Source organism: Verrucomicrobiota bacterium (assembly GCA_016871495.1).
In the GTDB taxonomy this organism is placed as follows: domain Bacteria; phylum Verrucomicrobiota; class Verrucomicrobiia; order Limisphaerales; family VHDF01; genus VHDF01.
The window spans coordinates 25,627-52,211 of the sequence record VHDF01000016.1 but is presented as its reverse complement, the minus strand read 5'-3'; the positions used below and the strand labels follow the sequence as shown (position 1 = coordinate 52,211).

19 protein-coding genes, 8 tRNA genes and 2 pseudogenes are annotated in these 26,585 nt (G+C 60.4%); 11 read left to right on the top strand and 18 right to left on the bottom strand.

Going from position 1 to position 26,585, the window contains the following annotated elements:
• Positions 1 to 191: 191 nt before the first annotated feature.
• Entirely contained in the window at positions 192 to 650 is a 459-nt protein-coding gene (locus tag FJ404_05605; protein ID MBM3822353.1) for an amidohydrolase family protein, read from the top strand.
• A 9-nt stretch (positions 651 to 659) separates the two neighbouring features.
• Positions 660 to 1,544 carry an amidohydrolase family protein gene (locus FJ404_05600; protein MBM3822352.1) on the top strand — a complete coding sequence of 295 codons (885 nt, stop codon included), beginning with the start codon at positions 660 to 662 and terminating at the stop codon, positions 1,542 to 1,544.
• Positions 1,545 to 1,766: 222 nt separating this feature from the next.
• On the opposite strand, the gene FJ404_05595 is transcribed toward FJ404_05600, so the two are convergent.
• The 11 genes and pseudogenes from FJ404_05595 to FJ404_05545 all read right to left on the bottom strand — a co-directional run bounded on the left by FJ404_05595 (position 1,767) and on the right by FJ404_05545 (position 7,586).
• Positions 1,767 to 1,842: transfer RNA gene (locus FJ404_05595), tRNA-Arg, on the bottom strand.
• Between the two features lie 1,115 nt (positions 1,843 to 2,957).
• Positions 2,958 to 4,649: a TROVE domain-containing protein gene (locus FJ404_05590; protein ID MBM3822351.1), complete on the bottom strand. Its 1,692-nt coding sequence runs from the start codon at positions 4,647 to 4,649 to the stop codon at positions 2,958 to 2,960.
• 203 nt (positions 4,650 to 4,852) lie between these two features.
• Positions 4,853 to 5,028: pseudogene (locus FJ404_05585) on the bottom strand (nucleic acid-binding protein).
• Positions 5,029 to 5,226: 198 nt separating this feature from the next.
• On the bottom strand, positions 5,227 to 6,009 hold the full coding sequence (locus tag FJ404_05580) for a hypothetical protein (protein MBM3822350.1): 783 nt from the start codon (positions 6,007 to 6,009) through the stop codon (positions 5,227 to 5,229).
• A 282-nt stretch (positions 6,010 to 6,291) separates the two neighbouring features.
• Positions 6,292 to 6,367: transfer RNA gene (locus FJ404_05575), tRNA-Thr, on the bottom strand.
• A gap of 4 nt (positions 6,368 to 6,371) precedes the next feature.
• Positions 6,372 to 6,449 (bottom strand) — tRNA-Arg (locus tag FJ404_05570).
• Between the two features lie 87 nt (positions 6,450 to 6,536).
• Positions 6,537 to 6,611: transfer RNA gene (locus tag FJ404_05565), tRNA-Phe, on the bottom strand.
• Between the two features lie 37 nt (positions 6,612 to 6,648).
• A tRNA-Ile gene (locus FJ404_05560) sits at positions 6,649 to 6,722 on the bottom strand.
• A gap of 347 nt (positions 6,723 to 7,069) precedes the next feature.
• A tRNA-Asn gene (locus FJ404_05555) sits at positions 7,070 to 7,143 on the bottom strand.
• A gap of 285 nt (positions 7,144 to 7,428) precedes the next feature.
• A tRNA-Pro gene (locus FJ404_05550) sits at positions 7,429 to 7,505 on the bottom strand.
• Between the two features lie 5 nt (positions 7,506 to 7,510).
• A tRNA-Asp gene (locus FJ404_05545) sits at positions 7,511 to 7,586 on the bottom strand.
• Between the two features lie 1,460 nt (positions 7,587 to 9,046).
• On the opposite strand from FJ404_05545, the gene FJ404_05540 reads away from it, so the two are divergent.
• The 7 genes from FJ404_05540 (at position 9,047) to FJ404_05510 (ending at position 15,597) form a co-directional block, all read left to right on the top strand.
• Positions 9,047 to 10,507, top strand: a complete 1,461-nt coding sequence (locus FJ404_05540) for an amino acid permease (protein ID MBM3822349.1) — start codon at positions 9,047 to 9,049, stop codon at positions 10,505 to 10,507.
• Positions 10,508 to 10,514: 7 nt separating this feature from the next.
• Positions 10,515 to 11,534 (top strand): iron-containing alcohol dehydrogenase family protein, encoded by a 1,020-nt coding sequence (locus FJ404_05535; GenBank protein ID MBM3822348.1) that lies wholly within the window; start codon positions 10,515 to 10,517, stop codon positions 11,532 to 11,534.
• Between the two features lie 11 nt (positions 11,535 to 11,545).
• Positions 11,546 to 13,072: a hypothetical protein gene (locus FJ404_05530; protein ID MBM3822347.1), complete on the top strand. Its 1,527-nt coding sequence runs from the start codon at positions 11,546 to 11,548 to the stop codon at positions 13,070 to 13,072.
• A gap of 931 nt (positions 13,073 to 14,003) precedes the next feature.
• On the top strand, positions 14,004 to 14,183 hold the full coding sequence (locus FJ404_05525) for a hypothetical protein (GenBank protein ID MBM3822346.1): 180 nt from the start codon (positions 14,004 to 14,006) through the stop codon (positions 14,181 to 14,183).
• Positions 14,180 to 14,695, top strand: a complete 516-nt coding sequence (locus FJ404_05520; GenBank protein MBM3822345.1) for a DUF2384 domain-containing protein — start codon at positions 14,180 to 14,182, stop codon at positions 14,693 to 14,695. Before FJ404_05525 ends, FJ404_05520 begins: the two co-directional genes overlap by 4 nt.
• A complete protein-coding gene (locus FJ404_05515) occupies positions 14,695 to 15,150 on the top strand; it encodes an RES domain-containing protein (protein MBM3822344.1) in 456 nt (151 codons plus the stop codon). The genes FJ404_05520 and FJ404_05515 overlap by 1 nt, the downstream gene beginning before the upstream one ends.
• 6 nt (positions 15,151 to 15,156) lie before the next feature.
• A complete protein-coding gene (locus tag FJ404_05510; protein ID MBM3822343.1) occupies positions 15,157 to 15,597 on the top strand; it encodes a hypothetical protein in 441 nt (146 codons plus the stop codon).
• 126 nt (positions 15,598 to 15,723) lie between these two features.
• On the opposite strand, the gene FJ404_05505 is transcribed toward FJ404_05510, so the two are convergent.
• From FJ404_05505 to FJ404_05475, 7 genes and pseudogenes are all read right to left on the bottom strand, one after another.
• The gene (locus FJ404_05505; GenBank protein MBM3822342.1) at positions 15,724 to 17,190 is read right to left on the bottom strand and encodes a DUF1501 domain-containing protein; all 1,467 of its coding nucleotides are present in this window, start codon (positions 17,188 to 17,190) and stop codon (positions 15,724 to 15,726) included.
• Between the two features lie 6 nt (positions 17,191 to 17,196).
• Complete coding sequence (locus FJ404_05500; protein ID MBM3822341.1) at positions 17,197 to 20,232, bottom strand: DUF1549 domain-containing protein; 3,036 nt, start codon at positions 20,230 to 20,232, stop codon at positions 17,197 to 17,199.
• A 102-nt stretch (positions 20,233 to 20,334) separates the two neighbouring features.
• A pseudogene (locus tag FJ404_05495) lies at positions 20,335 to 20,502 on the bottom strand (hypothetical protein).
• Between the two features lie 352 nt (positions 20,503 to 20,854).
• The gene (locus FJ404_05490; GenBank protein MBM3822340.1) at positions 20,855 to 21,199 is read right to left on the bottom strand and encodes a hypothetical protein; all 345 of its coding nucleotides are present in this window, start codon (positions 21,197 to 21,199) and stop codon (positions 20,855 to 20,857) included.
• Positions 21,200 to 21,209: 10 nt separating this feature from the next.
• The gene (locus FJ404_05485) at positions 21,210 to 22,325 is read right to left on the bottom strand and encodes a glycosyltransferase family 4 protein (protein MBM3822339.1); all 1,116 of its coding nucleotides are present in this window, start codon (positions 22,323 to 22,325) and stop codon (positions 21,210 to 21,212) included.
• A 354-nt stretch (positions 22,326 to 22,679) separates the two neighbouring features.
• The gene (locus FJ404_05480) at positions 22,680 to 22,898 is read right to left on the bottom strand and encodes a hypothetical protein (protein ID MBM3822338.1); all 219 of its coding nucleotides are present in this window, start codon (positions 22,896 to 22,898) and stop codon (positions 22,680 to 22,682) included.
• 121 nt (positions 22,899 to 23,019) lie between these two features.
• Entirely contained in the window at positions 23,020 to 23,556 is a 537-nt protein-coding gene (locus tag FJ404_05475) for a VPDSG-CTERM sorting domain-containing protein (GenBank protein ID MBM3822337.1), read from the bottom strand.
• 803 nt (positions 23,557 to 24,359) lie between these two features.
• Here FJ404_05475 and FJ404_05470 point away from each other — a divergent pair.
• Together FJ404_05470 and glpK are read left to right on the top strand one after the other, a co-directional pair.
• Positions 24,360 to 25,091 (top strand): aquaporin family protein, encoded by a 732-nt coding sequence (locus FJ404_05470; GenBank protein ID MBM3822336.1) that lies wholly within the window; start codon positions 24,360 to 24,362, stop codon positions 25,089 to 25,091.
• 1 nt (position 25,092) lies between these two features.
• Positions 25,093 to 26,574, top strand: coding sequence for a glycerol kinase GlpK (glpK, locus tag FJ404_05465; protein ID MBM3822335.1), 1,482 nt, complete (start codon positions 25,093 to 25,095; stop codon positions 26,572 to 26,574).
• Positions 26,575 to 26,585: the final 11 nt, after the last annotated feature.

The window sequence follows — 26,585 nt, the reverse complement described above, 5'->3', positions numbered from 1 at the left end:
AGGCGCGTCCGGTAACGCTCCGGAACCCGGCACTGATCTAGTGCGATGCGGGGTATAAGGCCGCCGGCTCTCTTTGAGCTACGCGCGCATGAAGGAAATCCATTCGGAATCGGGGCTGGCACCGGGAATTCCCGCCACCGTTGGTGCGAGAATTTTCATGACGTGAAACATGACTTTTCATAGGTTGCCTTATGGTTCGGCTGCTCATCCTCTTCGCTGCGGCGGCGCTTCCAGTTTTCGCCGCCCAGCCGACCACCGACACGAACCTAGCTGTCATTTCCCACGTGACGGTCATCGACGGCTCCGGCGCATTGGCCCAGTCCGGAATGACGGTGGTGATTGAAGGTAACCGGATTCAGGCGCTGGGCAAGGATGGAAGCGTGGCGGTTCCCCGGAACGCAAAGGTGATCGATGCCTCCGGCAAATATCTGATCCCTGGGCTCTGGGACATGCATATTCACATGTTCTCGACGAGAGCGAGCGCCTTGCCGGCGCTGGTCGCGAACGGAGTGACCGGCGTGCGTGATTTGGGCGGTCTTCTCCGGGACATCGACGAATGGCGAATCAAAATCGACTCAGGATTGTTGGTCGGTCCGCGCATTATCCGCGCCGGGCCAACGCTGAACGGCCGCCAGTTTGGAGTTCACTAGGTTGCGGTCATGAACGAATCAGAGGCGCGCGGGGCCGTGCGTGCCCTTTACAAGTGTGGAGTGGACTGCATCAAGGTTCATCGTGCGATTTCCCGCGAGGCCTACTTCGGTGCGGTCGATGAAAGCCGGAAGCTGGGGCTTTCGGTCGCGGGGCACATTCCGAGAACGGTGACGCCGCAGGAGGCCTCCCAGGCGGGACAAGCATTCATTGAGCACGTGATAACGCTCTTCGAAGGAACTTTCGCCCATTCTCACCAAAGCGAATCTTACGCCGCGGCACTCGACAGGTTCGCACAGGAATCGGCGGACGCGTTGTTTGCGCTCTTCTCCAGCAACAAGACGGCCTTTACTCCCACCCTGGTCTCGCATCGGATGGCGACTCAGTTCGGCCGGACGAATCCGAACCCGCGGGACAAATACGTCTCACGATCCGCCGCCCAGTGGACCGCGGAACTGGTCTCCCGAGACAAGAATCAGTTGACGCCGGAATTTTATGAGAACAAGGCGCAGGAATTCCGGATCGCACTGCCGCTCGTCAAAAAGATGCAACAGGCCGGTGTGCTCTTGCTCGCCGGTTCCGATGTGGGTCCGGCCGGTTCGTATCCGGGATTCGACCTCCACGACGAACTTGAACTGATGGTCCAGGCCGGACTCACGCCGATGCAGGCCCTGCAGTCCGCCACGCGCAATCCCGCCGCGTTTCTGAAGTTGGACGACACAGGCACCGTCGCTGTGGGCAAGATCGCCGACCTCGTCCTGCTGGACGCGAATCCGTTGGAGAAGATTACCAACACCAAAGGGATTCGCGCTGTGGTTTTGCGTGGACGGTATCTGGATCGCGAAGCACTCAATGGCTTGCTGCGCGAAGCCGAAAGGATCGCGCAACTCGAGTAGGCCATGGCTCCGGAAGCCTCCTAACTCGACGAGAGAATGGCGGAATGCCGTGGACTCGCACCACACTCCCCATTCGGGGAGCCCACTGTTTAGCAAACAGGTCCGGCTCGCTCGTCCGGTTGACATTCCAAACGGGTCGGCGTGGGGAGCATTGCACTCCCCAGGCTGTTCGATTCTGAGTCTGGACCCTCTGCTGTTCGGGTTGAACCCCATGCCCGCAATTGGCACTCCCGGCAGGAATCTCACCTGCAACCTCCGCGTTCGAAGCGCGGCGCTCTGATGGTTGAGCTACGGGAGCAAAAGGATCGAAGAAGGAGCGCCGAAGGCAGAGATCCCGTTGAACGATGATGCCCAACGGTTCTCTCAACGATTGTTCAATCTGCCGTTCCTTCCTCGAAATGGAGCCGATCGACGATGCGGAGGTTAGTGGTCTCAGCATGCGACGGTCTGAAGCGGCGAAAAAACACAACGCATCGGTCGCGGAACAAAAGTCTGCTCGACCACGGGTCATCCCGAAGGGATGCCAGCCATAACCCGGGGGTGGCGCGAGGCACGAGCGCCACCCCCGGATCCTGGGCACGACAGCGTCGTCGACCCCGGAAGGGGTCGCAGAGGGCTAAGGAACCGTGCAACCATTACTTCCGGTTCTCTCCCTTGTTCTTTTGACCTGGAGCTCAGGGATGAGCGGTCCGCCCCTTGCCCATGAAGCATCGGCTCTGGAGACCTGAAACCCGCACACCCCGGGTATCGGCACCTGTGACGCTGGCATCCCTTCCGGATGCATATGCTTGGGCGACCCTGTGGACCGGTGGTATCGTCGCTTCGCCTCTCAACCACCGGCTCACAGCTGGCAAGCCTCCGGCTTGCGACTGAGCCGGCTTCACGTCACTCTGGTCTCACATCCCTTCTGCATCCGTCCCGCATCTCCCGCTTGAGGTCAGGATGTCTGAGCTTACCAAACGGGTGCTGTCGCTGCTGAGCCACATCGGCGAAGGATGGTGGGTCGCCTCGGTGCTGCCCTTGAGGGCCGTGCGCAAGGACCTCTGCGCTTTGTGGGTTTAAGAGACCGCTGCATCGCTGCAGTGCTTGCAGCCCGAAAGAGACGCGACGCGAAGGCGGAGTTGAACCGCCGCAGCCAGGCCTGTGAAGTCCTGACCGGCACCGGTTCGCGTCGCGAAAATGGACGAGCATCAGGGTAGCGCGCCCTGTATTCCGGTTTGGAAGACCGGCGTGTATCTCTCAACACTTATGCTCGGAGAAATGGAATCCCGTGCTGGAATCGCACCAGCCTCTGCGGTTTTGCAAACCGCCGCCTGAACTGCTCGGCCAACGGGATAGAAGTGGGAAGCGCAGGCGGAAGCTTTCACCTCCGCCTGCGTGGTTACCTTGTCTTGGCGTCCTTTGGACCGTTCGCTACTCGCGAACGAAGTTCGCAATCACTGCCGGCACGGATGTGTCGAAGCCCACCACGTCGAGCATTCCGCGGTCGTTCGGATCAGCGAGGGTGAAGCCGTTGGAGGTCATGCCGACAACGACCGCCTTTGCGTCTCCGACGAACTCACTGCGATACTGACGCAGCGCTTGCGCCGGATGAATGTTGCCCGCCCACGTTTCACTGTCCGTGTAGGTCACGAAGCCTGACACGTTCAGCTTGTTGCGGGCCGCCCACAACATGGGCAGAGAGCAGTCCGTGCCGCCCATCGGAATGCTTTCGATGTGCTTGATGACTTCGGAGAGTCTCATGCGAGGCGACACGTTGACGCGGGTGATGCCCGGTTCACCGCCGCCATGCATCCCGCCGTAACCACCACGATCTGGAGCGGAGAACCCGATGATTTCATGTTCCGGCTCCGTCGCCGCCGTGATCAGCGCCATGGCTGCGCTCGCTTCACGGGCGTTGATACTGGAACCGGCGATGATCGAGCACGCCATCGAACCGCTCACGTCGAGTGCGAGCAGAACCGGCTTGTTGCACGGCTCAACGTTAGGGAACGTCGCGTAGAACGCCTCATCCAGTGCGTCTACGATCGCCGAGACTGGCGACCACTTTAGCGCAGCTTTGTCGCCGTGCCCCTGGGCGTAGATTTTCTGTGCCACCAGAACGGCGAGCGGGTGGAGGCGCGAACGCTTCAGCGCCGTTTCATCCTTCAGCTTCCGAAGAACGAGTTTCTTGGCATCGCTGAATGGCTTGATGAGGCCGATGCTTGTCATCTTGGCGAGGTTGCGAACCATGGCCATCATGGGCATGCGAGCGAGCAGCGCGTCCCAGACAGCGACCTCGTTGAGCCACTGCGTCGGGAGGGCTTCGCGCGGCAGGTCGAACTCCGTGATGAGCTTCACGATTTCATCCTTGCTCGATGCTCGCTTGGCCTGCTCGAACGCTTCGATGATCTTCGGCAGTGCGCCGACCGCACCATACTTTGCCACGCGGTCCTCACCGCGAACCTTGCGCTTCACTTCGCGTTCGCGGAGCGACTCCGCGCCGTTGAGCATCCAGCGGAAGACCGCATCGTGCTGTGGCGAAGGGGCCTTCGGATGAGCAAGGCGGAGCAGGTCACCGTGCGACCAACCGTCGCGCTGCTGATACTTCACAGCCTGGTAGGCGAGAGCGTCGGCTTCAGAGTCCCCATACCAACGCGCCACGGCGTTGCGCAGACCGCGACCCCAACCGCGCATCGCGTTCACGTATTCCGCGAAGTGGAACAGGTGGGTCCCGATGCGGCAGACCTTGCCCAGGTTCGCGAACGCAGCAGCCTTGGCCTGCGCATCACCGTGCGTCGCGACCAGCGCGAGAGCGAAGATGGCCGGATCGTTCTTCGGCGCGCGACCGGCATCGCTGATTTCAACGATGCGGTTCACGGCGCGAACACCGTCCGCCTTGATGCAACGCACGATGGCGTCGTGGTTCTGCTTCACCAGATCGCGCTCGTTGATGTAGTAGGTGCCGCCTTCAGCACCGAGGATCAGGAAGCGGTCGAGGCGCGTCCAGTCATCCACCTGCCACGAGCAACAGCTGTTCGAGTTGCGAACCTGGTTCGTGCCGGGAATCGGTTGCGACTGGGGTGTGCGGCGTCGGTTCAAATGCTTCGCGTAGTGGATAGCCATGGAGGCCTCCTTTCATCTGATGCGCCGCCAACTCTCGGCACGATTGCGTGGGTTGAACTGCGGGCAAGTTGGGAACGTGGGAATTGTCCTTGAACAGAGGTAACCCATGTTCTTCGGCCCGCAGAAATTGATGGATGACTACTCGCGGAAAAAAGTGATTCCGTTTTGAACCGTCGTAACGTCCGGAGCGGAGACAGCAGTTCTTAAAAGCTGCGTCCTGAACCGCACGGGCAAAGATCCTTGCGCCCGAGCCTTTCAAAGAGCTCCTTTTGACCGTGAACGACGCGCACGCCACGTTTCACCCGAGTCTCGACGGGAAACCTTTGCGTCGCTTGCTGGTGATTTCAAAAGGGGAATCATCTTGTGTGTTGTTTGCCATACGGCCTCCGTATGCATGGTGCGGTTGGATGTCGACAGCCGCGGACCGATCAAGATTCAGATGGGCAAGGGATGCCGTGGAATTTCCCCGCGAACAAAGCGGGGCTGCTCTACCGTTGAGCTAGGCCGACCTGTCGAGCCGGCCGCTGGATTTGAACCCATAACACGCGAGAACCCACAATCTAGGTCCGGCCCGCCACTACTGGAGCGCAGTCCTCAACCCAAAGCCAAAGCTTCGGACTGAAGACTGCGCCCCAATGGAGGAAGCGATCGGTGAATTGCGCAGGCCAAAGTGGCGCAATTGGCGGCGCGAAAGCTGGCGCTTGGCGAAACAGTGCAGTTGTTGCCCATCGCGCCAATGCAATTTCTTGCGGAGGACATGCTTTCCAAGCGCATGGTCGTAGACCCGAAGTTGTCCTTTGGGCGGGACGTGGCGAAACTGGCATTCAAACCAAAGGCCCTTTATTTGTTTTAACGCAAAACATTCGTTGAGCCAGCGTAGTGTCTCCGGCTGCTTCCGCGGCCTCGGAATCTCGAGGTGTTTGCTTGGCGGCTGTGCGACAGCGCACAGCAAGCCTGTGTCAGGATGAACAAAGAATAGATTTGAACAGTGCTGCCGTTCCTCCACAGGAATCATACCCAACCTAAGATAGTCTTGATCGATCACGCAAACCTTACCACCGTGCATGAAGGTGTGGCGTTGCACATATTGGAGCATGTGTCCCTTGATGTGGGCGCGGACGATGCTGTCCGGTTTGATGACCGCACACGCCTCGGAATAAATATCGTTCCAGGGACGGCCGACTTGCGAGCGCAACCAACGTTTGAGGGGCCCAAGCAGATCGCTGAAGTGTTTGCGGTGTATGTGCCGAGCTTTGATGGATTCATGGTGAGGCAGGTCATCGAAGGGCGGTTTCGGACGCGGTCGCGACTTGGCCCAATGGCGATCTTTCCGTGGCCGCTCGACGACGACTTTGTGCATGTCTGATCTCATAAGTACGATTTGTATTGTGGAGGATTAGGCTGCGACTTGGTCGAGCCGCAGCGATGGACGACGGATAAGAGACGAACTGGGAATACGCGCTCTACCCCTGAGCTACTCCGGCATTGGTTCCGGAGGCCGGACTCGAACCGGCGACCACGTCGTGATGAACGATAACCCAATCCTGCGACCCGTCGAAAATGGGGTGACCAGTCGGATTCGCACCGGCACAAACGCCTTCACGGGGCGTGATGCTGCTGTTACATCATGATCACCATGAAATGGAGCCTCTGGTCGGACTCGCACCGACGAATACGAGTTTACAAAACTCGTCCTGTCGCTTCTGAGGCACAGAGGCAAAGTGGCGTCCACGGCAGGAATCGCACCTGCGACCTCCACCTTCGCACGGTGGCGCTCTGATCTCACTGAGCTACGCGGACAAAATGGCATCCGTGATCGGACTTGCACCGATTAGGCCCGACTTGAAAGGCCGGCTGCTTGAGCTGTTTTGCATTCACGGACCGAAATGGTCCCCGAGGTTGGTATCGCACCAACGTCTCCTCGTCTTCAGCGAGGCGCTAATCTGCCTCAGCTACTCGGGGAAGGGACTCGCCGAGCCGTAGCTCGGGGAGCGAAGGATGGTCGTCCCGCGCGGTAACGCTCCGCGTTCTCCCGCTTATCAGGCGGGTGCTCTGCTTTTGAGCTACGAGACGAATTCAAGTTGCGGCTTCAAACCGAACTGTCGCATCGGACGAAAGGTGACGCCGGGCTTGGCCGTGGGTCGGATGCGAATAAGACGATTCGGCTTATAGCTCTTGCGAAAGAGCAATGAGCTTTGATTACGGATGACAGGCTTCATGGAATGGAGTGTCCTTTCGTTAAGTGTTTGAAAAGGGCGGATGGTCCAGAGATGGCGGCCACGCAACCCGGAGTTTCAGTCGGTATTCGGGACCGGGTTATTTCTGCTCGGCCAATCATCCGGAGGATGTGGCAATTCAGGGTTGAGATTGACGCGGCGATCCGCACGAGGCTCGCCCATCGCGAATGAACTAACTTATATTGGCTGCCAGACTTGGACTCGCACCAAGACAAGCGGCTTAACAGGCCGCCGTGCTACTTTCACACTACCTGGCAATGGTGCTGCCGACAGGATCCCCACCTGCATCGTTCCGTTTAGAAGACGGACGCCTCATGTATTCGACCACGGCAGCAATAGGAGATGGTCGGAACTGTCAGCGGTCGAATTGATTGACCCGTCCGGGGTCGAAATGGCTGACCCACCCTGGCCGACATGTTTCCTTTAAATCACTCCCTTATCACGTTGTTGCGGAATGATTTAAAGAAAACATGTCTCTTTTTGCGACAATGAGCGACGGGTCAATCATTTCGACCCCGGACGGGTCAATTTGATTCGACCGCTGGCACGGAACGGCAGGATTTCCACCTGTGGCCTCCCGGTCCCAAGCCGGGTGCTCTAAAGACTGAGCTGCGTTCCGAGAAATGGCGGACCCGAAGGGACTTGCACCCTCAGCCTTCCCGCAGACAACGGGTTGCTCTGCTCATTGAGCTACGAGTCCGAAATGGCTGGCCCAGCGAAGCTATGGCGAAGGCTGGTGGGAAGTGCTGGTCATGCTCCAGTTCGTCACTTCCGCTTTTGTTTTCTGACGCCCGATTTACCGTCGGGCAGCCGGATCACTTCCCAGTGAATTGGTAGCGGGAGTGGGAGTCACACCCACCTGAAGAAGTTTATGAGGCTTCTCTCTGTGCATCTGGTCGAGTTTCCCGCAGTTGAAGATTGGTGGAGTCGGTGGGTAACGCTCCCACATCAGCTTGCTTGCAGGGCAAGTGCATTGCTTGTCTGCCACGACCCCAAATGAAAAGGGCAGGCTGCCTCCGTGCTGCCCGGAGTAAGCTGAGTTGTGGAGACTCGGCCGCGTGCTGACGCGCAGCCTAGAGGAATAATTGCGGCTGCCGGGAACGGCACCCGGACCATCGACATGGTCGGAAGACATTCTGCTGTTAAACCACAGCCGCGAAAGGAAGAGGGCCGGAAGCGATCTCTCGCTCCCGGCCCATGCCATTTCAACAAAGAACAAACACCTCTTGGTGATCTACTCGATCCCAACCCGCGGTTTCACGGCGGCTCTTTCGGTGTTTAAGGGCACACCTCCTCCGAAGCCCTTGGAATGTAAATTCTGGCTGAACACAAGGGGCGCGTTTCTTGGCAACCGTTGGGCATGGCCCCTCGGTGGAGAACCTCGGCTCTCCCGCGCCCGTCTTAATTTTGTGTCGGTTGACATCATCGAGATGTCGCCTTTGTTTCGTTCACAGATCGTTCACCTTTCGTTTGTGTTGTTAGTCATTCGGGGAAGACAAAAAACCCTGCTTATTTTTCGGTAAGCAGGGTTTGGAAAATTCTATGGATCTTCTTTTACCTGCTTGCCTCCGGGTTATCCAAATTCGTTTCGAGGGCTTGCCCTTGATCCAATCTGGATAGGCCAAGGCCGAAAACACAACCTTGACTCAACCGGCTATGACGTGTCGCTTTCGCGACCGACATCGTCGGCCTATTCGCGGCTGCTATGTAAGTGCAGGTTTGCATCGAACCTGCTAGACTATTACCTGGTGTGTTAGGTTGCGTCAAATGTTTTCGAAAAGATTTTCTTAAACAGGTGTGTCTTGCGAGTTATAATCACAAAGCGCTCCTTCGCGGCGTCCGTAATCGCCATGAAGGATCATGACACAGGCACAGCCCTATCGGATTCTAAACTCATCCAGCATGGGGTCGTACTCCCGAGCGTATCCATTCAGGGAAGTGAACTTTTACTAGCAATCCCGGATTCACCTCAACTTTCGGCAGGCCTTTGCCACTCAATCTTTTGCGCATCTCGACGCTGCTGAATTGCCGTTTCTAGTCAAAAAACTCCGGCGGGCCGGGGTGCGGAACGGTAAGTAACTTCAGCATCAAGAGTGCCTTCCAGCGTGGCGGCCGACATTTTGTCTAGGCACATCGGGCTTCAGTCGGCACTCTTTGTCCATGCACGATCCGGATGAACGCGAGCTGCAGCGCTTTGGCTATGCGCAACAACTGCGCCGGACCCTGGGCGGGTTCTCCAGTTTTGCGGTGGCGTTTTCGTTGATCTCCGTCTTCACGGGCGTTTCGGCCAACTTCGGTCACGGACTTCGGCAAGTCGGCGGTGGGATTGTCTGGTCATGGCTGATCGTGCTCGCGGGGCAGATGCTCGTGGCGCTGCTGCTGGCTGAGCTGGCCACGCGGATACCGCTTTCCGGATACGGTTACCAGTGGGCCAGTCGGCTGGTGAATCCGCATTTCGGATTCTCGGTGGGCTGGCTGCTCCTGCTTCAATTCCTCACGGGCTTTCCCGGCGTCTGCGCCACGCTCGCCGCGCAGACCGGCCACTGGATGGGTGGCGAGTGGGCCTCGTCCCCGGCGGTGACCGCCCTCACGCTGTCGATCATTGCGTTGACGGCCATGATCCACCTGTTTGGCATCCGATGGGCGGCTCGGGTCAACGATGCCGGCGTGTGGACGGAACTGTTGGGCGTGTTCTTGGCGAGCCTCGTGCTGATCGTGCTGGCCTTGCAGCGCGGCGCTTCGCCCGCGGTTTTGTTCGACTCCACGAACGCCACCACCGGAAGCCCGGCGGGCTTGGGAGCCTGGGCGCTGTCGCTGCTGGTCGGGGCCTGGTGTTTGACCGGGTTCGAAGCCGCCGCTGATTTGGCCGAGGAGACGCGGCAGCCGAAGCGCGTGGTGCCACGGGCGATCCTGCTGTCGCTTCTGGGCTCAGGCGTTGCAGGGTTCCTGTTGCTGAGCGGGGTCATGCTGGCGGTGGGTGATCTGGCGGCCGCGCAGAAGGCGGGCGATCCGCTGATGACCACGCTGCGGCAGGCCCTGGGCACGGGCGGGGCCGGGGTGGTGCGGGTTGTGATTGGCATTTCGATCTTTGCCTGCGGACTGGCCAGCATGGCGGCCACGAGCCGGTTGCTATTTGCGCTGGGCCGCGACCGAATGCTGCCCGGTTCCCGATGGCTGGCCTCGGTGACCGAGAGCCATCGCACTCCCCGCAACGCCATCCTGTTCATCTGGCTCGTGTCGTCGGCCGTCGTCCTCGGACTGCCCACCCTCGACATCGTTACGCAGATTTCTGCCGTCGCCGGTTACCTCGGCTATGCCGGCATTGTCATCGCCGCCTTGATTGCCCCGCCGCCGACGCAATCCGATGGCTGGCGACTCGGCCGGGCGCGTCCATGGATCGGGACCGCCGCGCTGATCTGGGTGTTGGGGGTGGTGGCCGCGCTGACCATCCCTCCGACGGAACTGGCCGGCATTCGCACGCAGCATCTGCCCCTGCTTTCGACACTGGTGGGATTGGGCATCGGCGTGGTCCTCTATCTCACCTTGATCCGGCGTCGATTGCTCCGCGGTGAAGCTGGACCACCGGCTCCCGGAGAAGACATCCCCTCCACCCACCCATAGCCACCCTATGATTGAAGGAAACACCAACGTTCGTTCCGCCCGCTTCGGCGCCGGCTCCTTGAGTGAATTGGATTTGGCCCCGGGAAGCTTTCTGGTGACCACCATGGAAGTACCCTGGCGCCATGCTGAACCCCGGCTCAAAGCCCGGCCCAAGGCCGTCTTGTTCGTGGAAAACATGGAAGTCGAGACCCTCGACCGCCAACTGACCGCCGCGCCGGTTGCGGACACGGTGGTCGGCATTGGCGGTGGTCAGGCCATCGATCTGGCGAAGTACATCGCGTGGAAACGCGGTCTGCGGCTGGTGAGTGTTCCAACCATCCTGAGTGTGGACGCCTTCGTCACGCCCGCCGCCGGCATTCGTCGCGGACATCGCGTGGAATACGTTGGCCAGACCAGTCCCGACCCGCTGGTGATTGACTATGATTTAATCCGCACCGCCCCGCCGGAGCTGAACATTGCGGGCGTGGGCGATCTGCTTTCGATTCACACCGCCTGCTTCGACTGGGAACTCGCAGGACGCGCGGGCAGGAGTGAGTATCCCTTCCGGACGGAGGACATTGCCCAGGCTCGCGCCATCCTCGCCGACACGATGGCGAAGGCCGGTGCCATCCGGGCCTGCACCGATGACGGTCTGCGCGCCATCGTCGAGGGCTATATGCGCGTGAACACGATCTGTCTGCCGGCCGGGCATTACCGGGTGGAAGAGGGCAGCGAGCATTATCTGTTCTACGAATTGGAGGAACGGCTCGAGCGCTCCTTCATCCACGGCTGGATCGTGGGGCTCGGCATCCACCTGCTCAGCCGGTGGCAGGAAAACCGTCACGCGGAGATGGTGGCGTTCATGGACGACGTGGGATTGCGTTATCAGCCCGCGGACATGGAAATCCGCCGCGGCGATCTCGAAGCCTCACTTTTGAACCTGCGTTCGTATGTCGCCGGCCGCCGCGACCTCTGGCACACCGTGATCAACGAGCACGAAATCACGCCGGCTTGGGTGAGCGCGGCCCTCGCCACGCTGCGTTTCTGAATCGGAGTTCCATGATTTCAAGCATGCACGCCAACATCGATCCCCGTCGCGAGGCCACGCTCCGGACTTCATTACGTTCCACGGCGATCTGCGCCGCGCTGATCTCCGTTCTCGGCTTCGCGGTTGCCGGGTGCGGAACACGCCTGGCCGCAGTCAACGGTTCTTCCCAAGCATCGACAGCGGAATCGACCGGAGAGCGCGGCAGCCGGCAAGGTTCGGGCACGAAGGTTCAAGAGTGGCTCTCGTCGGAGGACGGCACGGCCAAGCTCACGCCGCAGCCGGAGCTTCAGTTTCAAGCTGGACCCACCTCGGGACGCGAGGCCATCCAGATCGACGACACCACCACCTATCAACCCGTGCTGGGGCTCGGCAGTTCCTTCGAGCACAGCACCTGTTACAACCTCAGCCTGCTGCCGGCGGCTCGGCGGGAAAAGGTGATCGAGAGCCTCGTCCACGCCGAGCACGGCATCGGCATGAATTTGATGCGCCTTTGCATCGGCACTTCGGATTTCGCGCCGGGTCCGTTCTACACCTACAACGACCTGCCCGCGGGCCAGGAGGATCCGAAGCTGGAGCGTTTCTCGATCGAACGGGATCGGGAGTACGTGTTGCCGGTGATCAAGACCGCCCAGCGCCTCAATCCGAATCTGAAGTTCTTTGCCTCACCGTGGACGCCTCCGCCGTGGATGAAGACCAACGGCCGCTACGGCGGCGGCCGGCTTCGCCGGGAGTGTTATCCTTACTTCGCGGAGTATCTCGTTCGATTCATCGAAGCCTATCGGCGCGAAGGCATCGAGATCCACGCCCTCACCGTGCAGAACGAACCGGAGTTCGGCCCTGAGCCTTATCCGAGCTGCCTCTGGACCGCCGCCGAGCAACGGGATTTCATCCGCGATCACCTGGGGCCGCTGTTTCAGGCGCGGGGCATTCGCACGGTCATCTGGGTATTCGACCACAACTTCAACAACCCGGGTTTTCCCGCGACCATCCTGCGCGATCCGCAGGCGGCGCAATTCGTCGGGGGCAGCGCCTTTCATCTCTACGAGGGCCGGCCCGAGGCGATGTCCAAACTCCATCGCCAGTTTCCGGGCAAGCCCATCTACTTCACCGAAGGTTCCGTTTACGGCGCCCAGGGCGCCGCGGAAATCATCTCCTACTTTCGCCACTGGGCCGGCAGTTACAACGCGTGGGTGACGATGATTGATCACCAAGGCAAGCCGAACGTCTCGGGATTCCACGATTGCGATCCGACCATCATCGTGCTGAATCGTGACACGCTTGCGACGGAGTACCGCGCCGACTTCTATCTCTACGGCCAGTTCATGAAGTTCATCCAACCCGGGGCGGTGCGGATCGCCACCACCAACCCTCGCGCGGCCCCGGCGAACGTGGCGTTTAGGAACCCGGGCGGAAGCATCGTGTTGGTCGCGGCCAACCCGCTGAGCACCAAGCGCCCGCTGTCCCTCAGTTGGCGCGGCGGGATTCTGATGACGACGCTCCCTCCCAAGTCCGTGGCCACGTTGCAGTGGAGGCCGTGAAGTCGCTGCGGTTGGTGCTTTGCTCGCGCCTGGGACGCGAAGACCCGCGGGTGATCCGCCCCGCGCCTGCGGCAGAACCGCGCTTGTTAACCGGCAAACCCTTCGGTCTCCTCGCCCCAACGGATGCACAGGATCGCCCCATCCGAAAAAAAATCAGACATCCTGACCCGGGGTAGAATCAGGATGAACCCCGTTGGCGATCGATCATGCCGAGGTTGGTGGTCTCAAGAGTGTTCCCGTCTCCGCAGGTAATCGCAGATCGAAGTCAGTAGGCCTGAAGCTCAGGGATGAGCGGTCCGCCCCTTGCCCATGAAGAATCGGCCCTGGAGACCTGAATCCCGCACACCCCGGGTCTGGGCACCTGCGACGCTGGCATCCCTCCAGGATGCCCATGCTGGGGCGACCCGGTGGACCGGTGGTATCGTCGCTGCGCTCCTCAACCACCGGCTAAAAGCTGGCAAGCCTCCGGCTTGCGACTGAGCCGCTTCACGTCACTCTGGTCTCACATCCCTTCTGCATCCATCCCGCATCCCCCGCTCGCGGGGTTAGGATGTCTGAGAATAGGACAACGCCTTGCTTGAAAAACGTCTCTGGGGCAGTAACGACCAGTTTCGCCCAAAGAACTGCGAAGTTCGAGCTGCGAGTTCTGGAGTTCAGCCAGTTGGACATTCGAAATTCGTCGTTCGGAATGGTCACGACTCTCCATCCACGGCTTCGATGAGACCGACGAAACCGGCCGCCTCTCCTCCGAGTTTTCCACCCACCGCACCGTCGTCCACCGGATGACCGAGATGCTCGAAGTGCCACCCGGCGCCCCATCTCGAAACCACGAACACCGCTACCCTGCCAGCGGCGTTGGCGGGCTGAATGGGCGGCTCGACTGGCGTCCCGGCCGCCTTGGCTGGGCTGCCCGGAAAAGCGGTGCATCCCGATGTTGCCGGTGATGCAGGTAGGGCGCGTCCGTCCCGGCGCGCCGCCGGAGCATGATGTTTTGCATCCCGTGGGCGGCGGGCTGGGACAGGCCCGCCCTACCGACAACATCGGGATAGACGGCCGGAAAAGAGGCCAGTTGACATCGGTTTCAATTGAGACTATAAAAAATGTCAAATGAGCAATCCCTGGACCAAACCGTTGCCGAAGAAATTCACCGTCAAGCCGGTCGCCCGCCGCAAGGCCGCGCCGGTGGCGCTTAAGAAAGCCATCGGCGGCGTTGTCAGCTCCTGCGTTCACGGGCCGTCTGGCAAGCTGACCTTTGCTCCGGCCAAGCTCGTTGAAGTGCTCCGCGTCGGCCTGCCGGTCCAGGAACTCAACGACCTGCAAGCCACCCTCGCCGTGCCGATGGACAAGCTCGCGCCCATGCTCGGCATTTCCAAGGCCACGCTTCATCGGCGCAAGATCGAGGGCCGGCTCGATCAGGCGGAGTCCGACCGCGTCGTCCGCTACGCCCGCTTGATGGGGAAGGCCGTGGAAGTCATGGAGTCCGAGGAAAATGCCCGGCAGTGGCTCCATTCACCGCAGTTCGGCCTTGGCGGCGCTGTGCCCCTCGAATATGCCGAAACTGAAGTCGGCGCACGCGAAGTTGAGAATCTCCTGGGCCGCATCGAATACGGAGTCTATTCCTGATGGGCGAAGCTTGGCGCATCGTGAAGCGGAAGCACGCGGCCGCCGCCTTCGATGGCGAGGGCGCAAGGCTCAATGGCGGTCGCTGGAACTCCGTCGGCGTGCGCGCGGTTTATGTGAGCGTCACCAAATCGCTGGCCGCATTGGAAACGCTGGTCCATTTGAAACTGCCGGTGACGTCCAAATACGTCGCCATCCCGCTCCGGTTCCACGATGCGTTGGTGGAAACCTTCCCGCCCGCCACGCTGCCGGACGGATGGGATGCCGAGCCGCCCTCCCTGATCTCGCAACAAATCGGCGATGCCTGGGTGAAAAACGCCCAATCCGCACTGCTCGCCCTGCCCAGCGTCATCACCGGCGAAACCAACTTCCTCATCAATCCGGCGCATTCTGACTTTGCCAAAATCAAGATCGGCAAACCTGAGCCGTTCAGCTTCGATCCCCGGTTGGTCACTTGAAAAATCGTGAGCCCCAAAATCCCGTCCCTCGCCAAGCTCCAGCCCAACTCCAACTGGGCCAGGCTGCCGCTGTTGGATCGCAAGGGGTGGCAGCGGCCGGCGTTTGGGCGGTGTGCGGAGAGCGGCAATGAGGGCTTTGATCCGGTGGATGCGGCGGAAGAAATGTTCGTCGGGTTGGATGATTTCAATTCGGAGAGCTTGCACATCCGGCGGTGGGGCAAGGGCAGCGATGTTATTGGCACGAAGCTGCGGTTTCGGAAGGGCGACGTCATTTTTGGCCGACGCCGGGCGGATCAGCGCCAGATGAAGGGGGCGGAGACGAACGGCATTTGCTCGCCGCACGCGATGGTGGTGAGGGCCAAACCAGCGGTGGTGCGGCCGGAAAACTTTCATCCTCTCCCTGCGAAGAATGAGTGGGGAGAGGACCGAGGAGAGGGGGTTGGCTGAGAGTTCCCCTCTCTCCGGCTCTCTCCCCACTCGTGCCTCGCGGGGCGAGAGGGAAAAGGGTGTGATGCCTGTGCTTTGCGACCGGCCTGTTCCCTCTCCGTGGTTTCTGGGCTGTTCTATTCGGCGTCAGGCCAGGACTTGGTTGACGACGTCGCCATGCACGTCGGTCAGGCGGAAGTCGCGGCCCTGGAAGCGGAAGGTCAGGCGCGTGTGGTCAAATCCCAGCAGGTGCAGCAGCGTGGCGTGCAGGTCATGCACGTGAACCCGGTCCTTGACCACGTGAAAACCGAAATCGTCGGTGGCACCGACCGTCACACCCGGCTTCACGCCTCCCCCAGCCATCCATACGGTGAAGGCCTGCGGATGATGATCGCGTCCGAGTTTACGTCCGAGTTCGATGCTGGCCTCGACCATCGGCGTGCGCCCAAACTCGCCGCCCCAAACCACCAGGGTATCCTCGAGGAGTCCGCGCTGTTTGAGGTCCCTGACCAGCGCGGCGTTCGCTTTGTCCGTCAGCTGGCATTGGGCATTCACGCCCCCCTTCACATCGCTGTGGTGGTCCCAAGCCTCGTGAAAAAGCTGCACGAAGCGGACGCCTCGTTCGATCAGGCGGCGGGCCAGAAGACAATTGGCGGCGTAAGAAGCCTTGCCGGGTTCGACGCCATAGAGGTCGAGGATGGACTTGGGTTCCTTCGAAAGGTCCATGAGCTCGGGGGCGCTCGCCTGCATGCGATAGGCCATTTCGAAGGAGTTGATGCGTGTGGCGATCTCAGGGTCTCCCACCGCGCCCAGCCGCTGCTGGTTGAGTTCTTTGATGGCGTCCAGCGTGCGCCGTTGCACCGAGCCGGACACGCCGGGTGGATTCGAGAGGTAGAGCACGGGATCGCCGGTGCGGCGGAACGGAACGCCCTGAAACACCGTGGGCAGGAAACCACAGCCGAAATTGCCCGAGCCGCCGCTGAGCCCGCCGGCCGAGCTGAGCACGACGAAGCCCGGTAAATCTTGGGATTCGCTGCCGAGTCCGTAGGTGACCCAGGCGCCCATGCTGGGACGGCCGAACAGTTGCGAGCCGGTGTTCATGAAGATCTGGCCGGGCGCGTGGTTGAAGGCGTCCGTGGTCATCGAACGGATGAAGGCGACGTCATCCGCCACGCCGGCCAGGTGAGGCATGGCTTCGCTGATCTCGGCTCCGGATTGGCCGTGGCGCGAGAATTTGAACTCGGACGCGTAGAGGGCGGCGTCCGGCTTGATGAAGGCGTAGGTTTGGTCTTTGACGACTTCTTTGGGCACGGGTTTGCCATTCCACTTGGCCAGGGCGGGCTTGGGATCGAACAGGTCGAGTTGGCTGGGAGCGCCTGCCTGGAAAAGGTAAATGACGCGTTTGGCGCGAGCCGGATAGTGGGGGTGTTTGGGCGCCATGGGACCGGCGGGAGCGGACGCGAGAGCTGCGGCCTCCTTGGCGGAAGCGTTCCGATGGAGCAGGGAGGACAGGGCGATGCCGCCGAGTCCGAGCGCGCAATCACGCAGGAACCAGCGGCGCGCGAGGAAACGGGATCTTTCGGCGAGCAGTTCGCGAGCGAAGGAAGGATTCATAGCGTGTTATTCGCGAGTGACGGTTTCATCGAGATTCAAGAGGGCTCGGGCGACCGAAGCCCACGCCGCGAGCTGTGGAACCGAAACGCCGTCAGGCAAAGGCGGCGGGGCTTTGGGATCGAGAAAGGCGGCGCGGGCAGCCTCCTGGGGTTGCTTTTCGTATTCGCGGGCGGTGTCTTCGAGCAGCCTTGCCAACGTCTGAAGTTCCTTGGGCGCGGGTGCCCGGGCGACGCAAAGTTTGAAGGCGTAGTTGAGACGGGCGCGATCGCTGTCCCCGCCTTCGCGGATGGCTCGATAGGCGAGCCAACGGGCGGCGTGATTGAAGGTGGGTTCATTCAACGTGGTGAGGGCCTGGAGCGGGGTGTTCGAGCGGGTGCGGCGGACGCAGGATTGTTCGGCGGGCGGCGCGTCAAACGTCACCATGGTGGGAAAAGGCACCGATCGCTTCCAAAAAGTATAGAGCGAGCGGCGGTAACGGTCCTCGCCTTCACTGATGTTCCAAGGGATGGGTCCGTAGGCGAGTTGCATGAAGCCTTCGGGCAGGGGTGGAAACACACTCGGGCCGCCCACTTTGGGACTGAGCAATCCCGAGGCCTTGAGCGCGATATCCTGGATGACTTCGGCTTCCACCCGGAATCGGCTCGCCCGGGCCAGGAGGCGGTTGTAGGGATCCCTTTCCAGCATTTCGGGCGTCATGTTCGAGCGTTGGCGGTAGGTCCAGGAATGGACGATGAGCCGATGCAGATGTTTCAGGCTCCAGGGGACGAGCGGACGATGCCGTTCCGCGGAGGAGGCGATCGTGCGGGGTGACATCCATTCCCAGGCAAGCCAGTTGAGGAGTTCGGGGTGGGAAGGCGATTCGGCACGGGTGCCAAAATCTTCCGGAGTCGGGACGAGGCCCTGGCCGAAGTAAGTCTGCCAAACACGATTGACCATCACCCGAGCCGTCAGGGGTTGGTTGGTCGAGACCAGCCATTGCGCCAAGCCCAGGCGGTTGCGGGGCGCTTCGAGAGGAAGGGGCGGAAGGATGGCGGGGACACCGCCTTCGACGATCTTCGTCGGTTTGGTCCAATCGCCGCGGTGAAAGATGCGGGTTTTCCGCGGCACGGGTCGTTGTTGGAGCGCCAGGCTGGTGATGGTGGAGGGCCAACCTTTCCAGGCGTCGTCCAATCTTTGATTCCATTCCACCAGTTCAGGTTGGTGCAGGCGGAAAATTTGGAAGAGTTCAGACTGCTGGCTGGATGAAAGCACTTGGCCGGAAGTGAACAGTTCGCGCTGGGCTTCGGTGAAGGGATCGACGGAGAGCGTGCCGGGGGCGGTCGTGTAGCTGATGCGGAAGCGTCCGAGCGCTTGATTGGGCAAGCCGGTTTGCTGGGCTTTCGAGTGGATGGTGATGAGATAGCGCAGGCCTTGTTTGGAGCCGACGGGATTTCGCGCTTGCAGGACGAGACGGCGCGACTGGTTGCGTCGGCCGGCGGTGAAAGCGTTGGCCCAGCCTCCGCGTGTGGTTTCGCCGTCGATCGTCTTTGAGGCTTCCCAATGTTTCGCTTCCGCGTCGGCCATGGCCCGGGCGAATTCGACCCTGTTGGTCGCGGGTTGGTGCAGGTCTTGTTTCAAGTCGGATAACGGAGTGGTCTCGACCACAAATTCGGCGACATTGAAGGACCCGTCCGCGCGCAGTCCGGGACCGTTGAGCGGCAGGTTGGCGTCGGTCATGGCCTCGAGCCGGAAGCCCGTGATGCCCTCGATCGAGCTGTCCCACCACACGCGGATGACCGTATCCATGGTGGCGTCTCCGCCGCCCAAGAAGGAAAGGTCCTCTTGCTTCTCGTACTTCATGGGCTGGCTGTGCCATTCCGAGGAATCGATCGGGATCCAGGATCCCGCGCGGGACGACTGGGATTGAACCCAGGTTTTCAGACGCTCGTCGAGATGGGGGATGGAAGCACGACATTGGCTTTCGAGTTCCCGGGCGTGTTTCAAAATCGCTTCGCGTTGAGCGGCCTGGGCTGGGGTGGGGACTTCCACATGAGTTTCTGCGTCCTGGTTGAGCAGGGAGTAGAAGCGGAAGTACTCCCGTTGGGAGACGGGGTCATATTTGTGATCGTGGCATTGGGCGCAGGCGATGGTGAGTCCGAGCCAGGTGCGTCCCACGGCATCCACCCGGTCGATCATGGCATCGACGCGGAATTTTTCCGGTTCCACGCCGCCCTCCTCGTTGAGCATGGAATTGCGCAGGAATCCCGTGGCTACACGCTGCTCCGTGGTGGGATGGGGCAGCAAGTCGCCCGCGAGTTGGTGCAGCGTGAATTGGTCGAAGGGGAGATCGTGTTGAACCGCGCGAATGACCCAATCGCGGTAAGGCCAGATCGTGCGTGTGCGGTCTTTCTCGAATCCATTGGAATCGGCGTAGCGGGCCGCGTCCAACCAGTGCCGTCCCCAGCGCTCGCCGTAGTGCGGGGAATCGAGGAGTTTTTCCACCCCACGCGAGTAGGCATCGGGACGGCGGTCTTGCATGAACGCGTCGACTTCGGCGGGGCTGGGCGGAAGTCCCGTCAAATCGAGGTGGAGCCGGCGGAGGAGTGTGGGTTTGTCCGCCTCGGGCGAGGGTGTGAGTTTCTCGCGCTCGAGCCGTGCGTGGACGAACGCGTCGATGGGGTTGCGCACGAACTTTCGGAAACGCGATGGCGGCGGCTCGGGCCGGGGTGGCAACTGAAAAGCCCAATGGTTCCTGGAGTTTTGGGCAGAAGATGGGCGTGACTCGTCGGCTTCCAGTGACCGGCTTGAGCCGAATGAAACGGACATCAGCGCGATCAGCAGCGGGAGCCAAGCGGGCCATGGAGGAGGAGAGCAGGAGAGGTCGCGCGTCATGGTGCAGCAGTATGCACGAGGTGTTTCCGAGGCGCGAGTCCGGATCGAGACGGGGACTTCGAGGGTCGCATCAACGCCGACTGTGCCTTCGCGATTGGAGAAATGCCCACCTACTTCGTGCATCCGGCGGTGAGGGCGTTGGTGCTCCACTTCCGGCTGACCTGCGATCATCCCTTTGTGGACGTTACGGGCGCGCCGATCGAGCGCTGTCCTACCAGGCCATGTTGCCCGGCGGTTTGTTGGAAATGCGAAAGAAAGGCAAATCGATGGTCTTCATTTCTCCGGCGGACATGGCGGCAAGGCTCGGACATCTCGAGGGAGATTGATTCCCGCTCCAATCCTGCTTGACCGATGCGGGTTGGCCGCACCGCAGCATTTCTTGAACTTGCGACCGCTGCCGCATGGGCAAGGCTCGTTGCGTCCAACGCGGACCGGTTGCGGGCGAAGCAGAGCCTGCTTGACCTGGTCATAATGGCGCATCAAACGGTCCACGTAATCGGGGCGTGTGATCATCTCCTCCTGGAAGTAACTCAGAAAAAGATCAGCCCACTCCGACTGCGGAAGCAGAGGGTCGAGTGACGCGGAAGCGATTTCACGTCCGGCCTCGGCGTCGCCATGCATCCATTCGGTGTAGAATGCCTCGCTCTCCCAACCGTAGTTGATGGTGGCCAACGAATTCTCCGGATCATCCTGCGAACGGATTTCAATCAATACCCTTCGGCAGTCGCAATCGTTGTCTTCGCAGTAATACTCCAGGAAAGCGTAAGAACCGAGCGGAAGCACGCACTAGGGATCAAGCACATGCAAGCAACGGATTTCTCGAAGTCCAGGGTTGGGACAGACGGAGTGATAGGAAATCATGGTCGAGATGAAGGCCAATGCTCACCCCCTGGCACCTCGGAATCAATCCGTAAGGCAAGGCCCAAAACCCCGGATAAGGAGACAAGAAATCCTTGAGACGACCGCGAGCGAGGCGGATTTCATGGATCAACCGCGTTTCCTTAGCACGGGCGTCGCTTCGTTCAACCAAAACGGAGCCGTCGAGCGTGTCGAGAGGCGCCAAAGCTTGAGTGGCAAAGGCCCGCCGAAAGTTGAGGGGTATCCGCAAGGTGATCCATTGAAACTTGAGAAAGATCATTGCCGTCAAACTATCGTTTCGCGTTGCGCGCCAAAATTCCACGCAGGGCCGATTGCAGAGTCTCCTTTCCGAAATGCTTCTCTGCCAAGGCCCGGTTGCTGGTCCCCATGACACGCGCCTTTTCGGGATCGCCGGCGACTCCGCGTAATCGCTCTGCCAGGCGCTTCGGATAGTTCAAGTCCACGTCACCTTCGTAATCAATCAGCATCGGTTCGGGGAGCACCCGCGCTGCTTCGCCGACCTTGGACGCCAGGATGAATCGACCCGCAGCCATGTACTCGGGCAGTTTTCCTGTCGTGCGAACCCGGCCGGGCAGGTTGTTGGTCTGCGTGGAAATGGCGACGTCCATCAGCTGAAGGTAATGGTGAAGTTCCGCGTAAGGCACCCTTCCGGCGAACACCACACGATCCTGCACGCTGAGGCGGAGGGCGAGTTTCTCAAGCCATGGGCGCCCCGGCCCATCCCCGACGATCAAGGCCCGAAAGGGCAGGTCTGTCAGCATGGGGAGAGCGCTGATGAGGTCCCATCCGTAACAGAGGTTCAGCTTCGGACTGTGAATCAAGGATCCCATGACGCCGGCCACCAGGAAGCCACCAAGTCCGAGCTTCCGTCGAAGCGATTGGATGGCGAAGCGGTCCGTGAGTTCCGGGGGCGGTGCGAAGCCATCGGGCAAGGTCATCGCGTGATGGAATCCCAGTTCGTGGAGGTGCTGGCGGAAGCATTCGCTTCGCACGACCAGCGTTTCGCACGCGTGCCACCCTGCTTGCTCGCCCGCCCAGAGGATGGGCCATTTGGCGGCGGGTTCGATGCCGCTTCTCCGCGCCATTTCGAAAACGAGGTCGCCTGTGTCGAGGACGAACGGGATGTTCCCAACGAGTTTTCTCCACAACGCGAACGGCACTCCCGGACTGGCGGTGTTGATCACATAGAGCAACTCGGGACGAAAACGCTGGCATTCTTGGATCCAGGAAATCCAAGTGGAAAGCGATCCGCCGCGTCGAACCAGCAACAGGGTTGAGTCGTTGGAAGTGAAGCCGAGATGCTGGGTGGCGCGAATCCATTCGATTGATCCGATTGATCCGTTGACGAGCACGGCAAGCCGGGTTGGGCTCGAAGTTGGCGTCATGGAGTTGACGAAGGGGATGGAGGTGCCAGCAATCCGTCTCGCCGAGCAAGGTTGAGTGCTTGCGTGGCCACGATGGATTGAAGTGGGATCGGTCGTGAAGCGGAGGAGGGGTCGGTGGAGAGAAAAGAAAAGCGGCGGCCTCCGAGAGGCCGCCGTTTCCGTTTACCCAGTGACTCGAAGACTCTGGCAATACAACCGTTAACCTAGTCCTTAGTTACCAAATCTTGACTCGCCGACAAATGTGCGTCTGGTGGCACATTAAAATGCATCGCGAAAACATGGTCCGCACGGCACGTGAAACCCTGCTTTTAACAGGGAAATCCCATGCCGATGGGGCGGACGAGCCTGGACAGGTTAGAGCAGTGCCGAGTCATCTTTGGCCTCCAATTTGGCCAGGCGTTTCTTGATGATTTCGACCTGCTTCGTTGCTTCGAACAAGGCTTTCAGAATCTCTCCCTGGGCCTCGGTGTCCTGAAGGCTTGGAAGGGTTGGGTGGATTTTCATCATTTCGAGGGCGATCGATTTGCAGGCGTCCCGGATGCGGGCGATGCCCGCTTGGCGATCCTCTGTCATGGAGGCAAGATGAACTGTGCCGCCGGGGCGGGGCAAGCCGGGAGATGCGGGATCAAACAAAACAAACAAAACGCGAAGCCCGCAGGGGCTTCGCGTTGGTTTGAAAAGGGTCGGAAAATGCTTAGCGGCGTCGGCGGCGAATCGCCACCACTCCGGCCAGCGCGAGCAAGGCGGCGGTCGAACCCGCATCCGGCACGCCCACGACATCGTATTCGATGGTCAAAGTGGTCTCGCTGAACCGAACCCTGAAAGGAGACGTTTGGATGTAGGAGAGTGTGGCGTCACCGTCCAACAAGCCGTCCAAGACTCCAGCAACATTGGGCAACGTGAAACTGAAAGGAACAACCGAGGAAAAAGGATCGGGAACAACGATGCCGGTGCCTCCGAACACCACTCCATCAATCAAAAGCGCATGATGCGCCGTACTTCCGACGAATGTTGATGTCGCCCCAAAAGTGCCTTCCAACGTTGCAGAAGAGATCGCGGCTCCCGGAGGAAGCGAAAACAGTTCTGTCGACACAGCCGCGGGAGGCAAACGGAAGCCGGTCGAAAATAAAGGACCGTCCACTTCCGGAAATGTAACCGAAACCTTAGCGGCGTGGGAAGTTAGGATGGCCAGACTCACTCCTGCAACCCATGAACAAAGATGCTTTTTCATAATTCGCGTTGAATGCTTGAATGACCAAATTGAGAGCAGGAATTAGGCCGTTTCATTTGAAATCGTTATAAGTGGTTGATGAATAACATCGTGAGTTTTTTATGTTCCGAGGATTCTGTTTTGCAAGATCCAAGAATTGTAAGGTCTTCCGACGATTTTTCTGACGGATGGAATGCGCTTTGAGGCTTGTGGTTTTCAACTCTTTGGAAATGAGGTGGTTGTGTAGTGGTGTGCTGGGGAATGGGGATGTAAGGATTTTCGACACCAAGCGTGGAGTGTGGTTGAAACGCGAGAGCAAGAGTTCGAATTCACGATCCAGTGGGACTGGGGTGATGGACTCGAAGCCCTAGGCGAACCCGTGCATCCTGAAGTTGTCTGTCGTGTGGCGCAGGCTGCCCAGCCTGCCGTATCGCCGAAGGCCCGTCGGTCCGGCGGGTGAAGAATGAGGCCCTTCCATGCTCTCCACACGACGGGTTCCCTTCGTCGCCCCGCAGTTTGGGGAGCCTGCGAAACGGCAGACAGGGCTGTCGGCGTGACCACGACAACCCGGTCAGCGACCACTTGCGGAGGCACCTTGGTCGAACCGGTGCATCCCGATGTTGCCGGTGATGCAGGTAGGGCGCGTCCGTCCCGGCGCGCCGCCGGAGCATGATGTTTTGCATCCCGTGGGCGGCGGGCTGGGACAGGCCCGCCCTACCAACAACATCGGGATACACGGTGGTCGAACGGGCGCCATTCTTTTGCATGGTGTTTTGCGGGGTCTTCTGGTAGGAGGTCTGGCAATCCCATCGAGTTTAGTTCTTATGTCTCTTTTTGCCGCGGAGTTTATCGGCACCATGCTCCTCATCCTTCTGGGAAGTGGTGTGGTCGCCAACGTTGTGTTAACACGTTCGAAAGGCGCTGGATCAGGCTGGATCGTGATCACCACCGGCTGGGCGCTGGCTGTGACCCTTGCGGTCTATTGTGTGGGTTCCGCTAGCGGAGGGCACCTCAATCCGGCCGTGACGCTTGGGCTTGCCTCCATTGGGAAATTGGCCTGGGCGAAGGTTCCCACGTATCTGGCCGCCCAACTGCTTGGGGCGATGACGGGATCGGTGCTGGTGTGGCTCGCGTACTTGCCTCACTGGGCGGCTACCCAAGATCCTGCAACTAAATTAGCGGTCTTTTGCACGGCACCCGCTTGCCGCCATGCGGTCGGAAACGTCATGTCGGAGGTGATCGGTACGTTCGTGTTGGTACTGGGGGCCTTGGCGGTCGCTTCGCCCGCCAACTTGGTTCCAGGTTCGGGGTTCGACAAAGGTCTGGGGCCGGCGCTGATCGGTTTGATCGTGTGGTCCATTGGATTGTCGCTTGGCGGCCCCACGGGTTACGCCATCAATCCGGTTCGCGATTTCGGTCCGAGACTGGCTCACGCTCTCCTTCCGATCGCGGGCAAAGGCGGTTCGGATTGGGGATACGCCTGGGTGCCGATTTTAGGACCCATTCTGGGAGGCATCGCTGGGGCTCAGTTTTACGTTTATTTTTGGAATCCATGATATGAAGTACGTTCTCGCGCTGGATCAGGGAACCACGAGTTCTCGAGCCATTTTGTTTGATCAATCCGGAGGGATGATCGCGGTTGCGCAACGGGAATTTGGCCAGTTCTTCCCCCAGCCCGGCTGGGTTGAGCATGACGCCATGGAGATTTGGTCCAGCCAGGCGGCTGTCGCCCGGGAGGCTCTCGAGAAGGCGGGGTCCACCGCGACGGACGTGGCCGCCATCGGCATCACGAATCAACGCGAGACGACAGTGGTCTGGGATCGCGACTCGGGACGTCCGATCGCCCCCGCCATCGTCTGGCAGGACCGTCGCACGGCGGAGCATTGTGACCGGCTGCGGAAAAAGGGATGGGCGGCGGTGATCCGGCGGAAAACCGGTTTGGTGGTGGATGCCTATTTTTCGGCGACAAAAGTGCAGTGGCTTCTGAAACACATTCCAGGCGCCGCCGCGAAAGCCAGGCAGGGACGGCTCGCGTTCGGCACGATCGACGCCTGGTTGATCTGGAATTTGACCGGGGGACGCTGCCACGTCACGGATGCGAGCAATGCATCCCGCACCATGCTTTTCAATCTCAAGACTGGGGATTGGGACGACGACTTGCTGCGCCTTTTCGGGGTGCCGAGGTCCATGCTCCCTGAGGTTCGGGACTCGAGCGAGGTCGTGGGTTCGACTTCCGTGTTGGGAGGGGAAACGCCCATCGCGGGCATGGCGGGTGATCAGCAAGCGGCGTTGTTTGGCCAGGGGTGTTGGAAGCCCGGGATGGTGAAGAACACTTATGGCACGGGCTGTTTCATGCTTATGCAGACCGGCGAGAAGCCCATGACCTCGAAGAATCAACTCCTGACGACGGTGGCCTGGCGATTGGGAGGGCGTTTGGAATACGCGTTGGAAGGAAGCATTTTTATCGCAGGAGCGGTCGTGCAGTGGTTAAGGGATGGATTGGGGCTCATTCGGTCCTCCGCGGAAATCGAGGCTCTGGCGGCCCAGGTGGCGGACAATGGCGGGGTGTATTTCGTTCCGGCTTTTGCGGGGCTTGGCGCGCCGCATTGGGATCAGTATGCCCGGGGGGTGATCGCGGGATTGACCCGGGGTGTGACCCGGGCGCATGTCGCCCGCGCCGCCTTGGAAGGCATCGCCTACCAGGTTGCCGATGTGCTCGCCGCGATGGAAAAAGATGCCGGGCTTCGACTGAGGGAATTGCGGGTCGATGGCGGGGCCTGCGTCAACAATCTGTTGATGCAATTTCAAAGCGACTTGCTGGGGACGCGGGTTGTGCGTCCCAGAGTTGCTGAGACCACCGCGTTGGGTGCGGCTTATTTGGCGGGATTAGCCGTCGGCTTCTTCAAGGATCGCGGTGCCTTGTCCCGCCAATGGCAAGCCGAGACCGTGTTCAAGCCGCGCATGACGGCCGCGAAACGCGGACAGTTGCGGGCGGAATGGAAACGCGCGCTCGATCGGGCTTCCGGTTGGGCGCGTTAAACTTGCCTGGC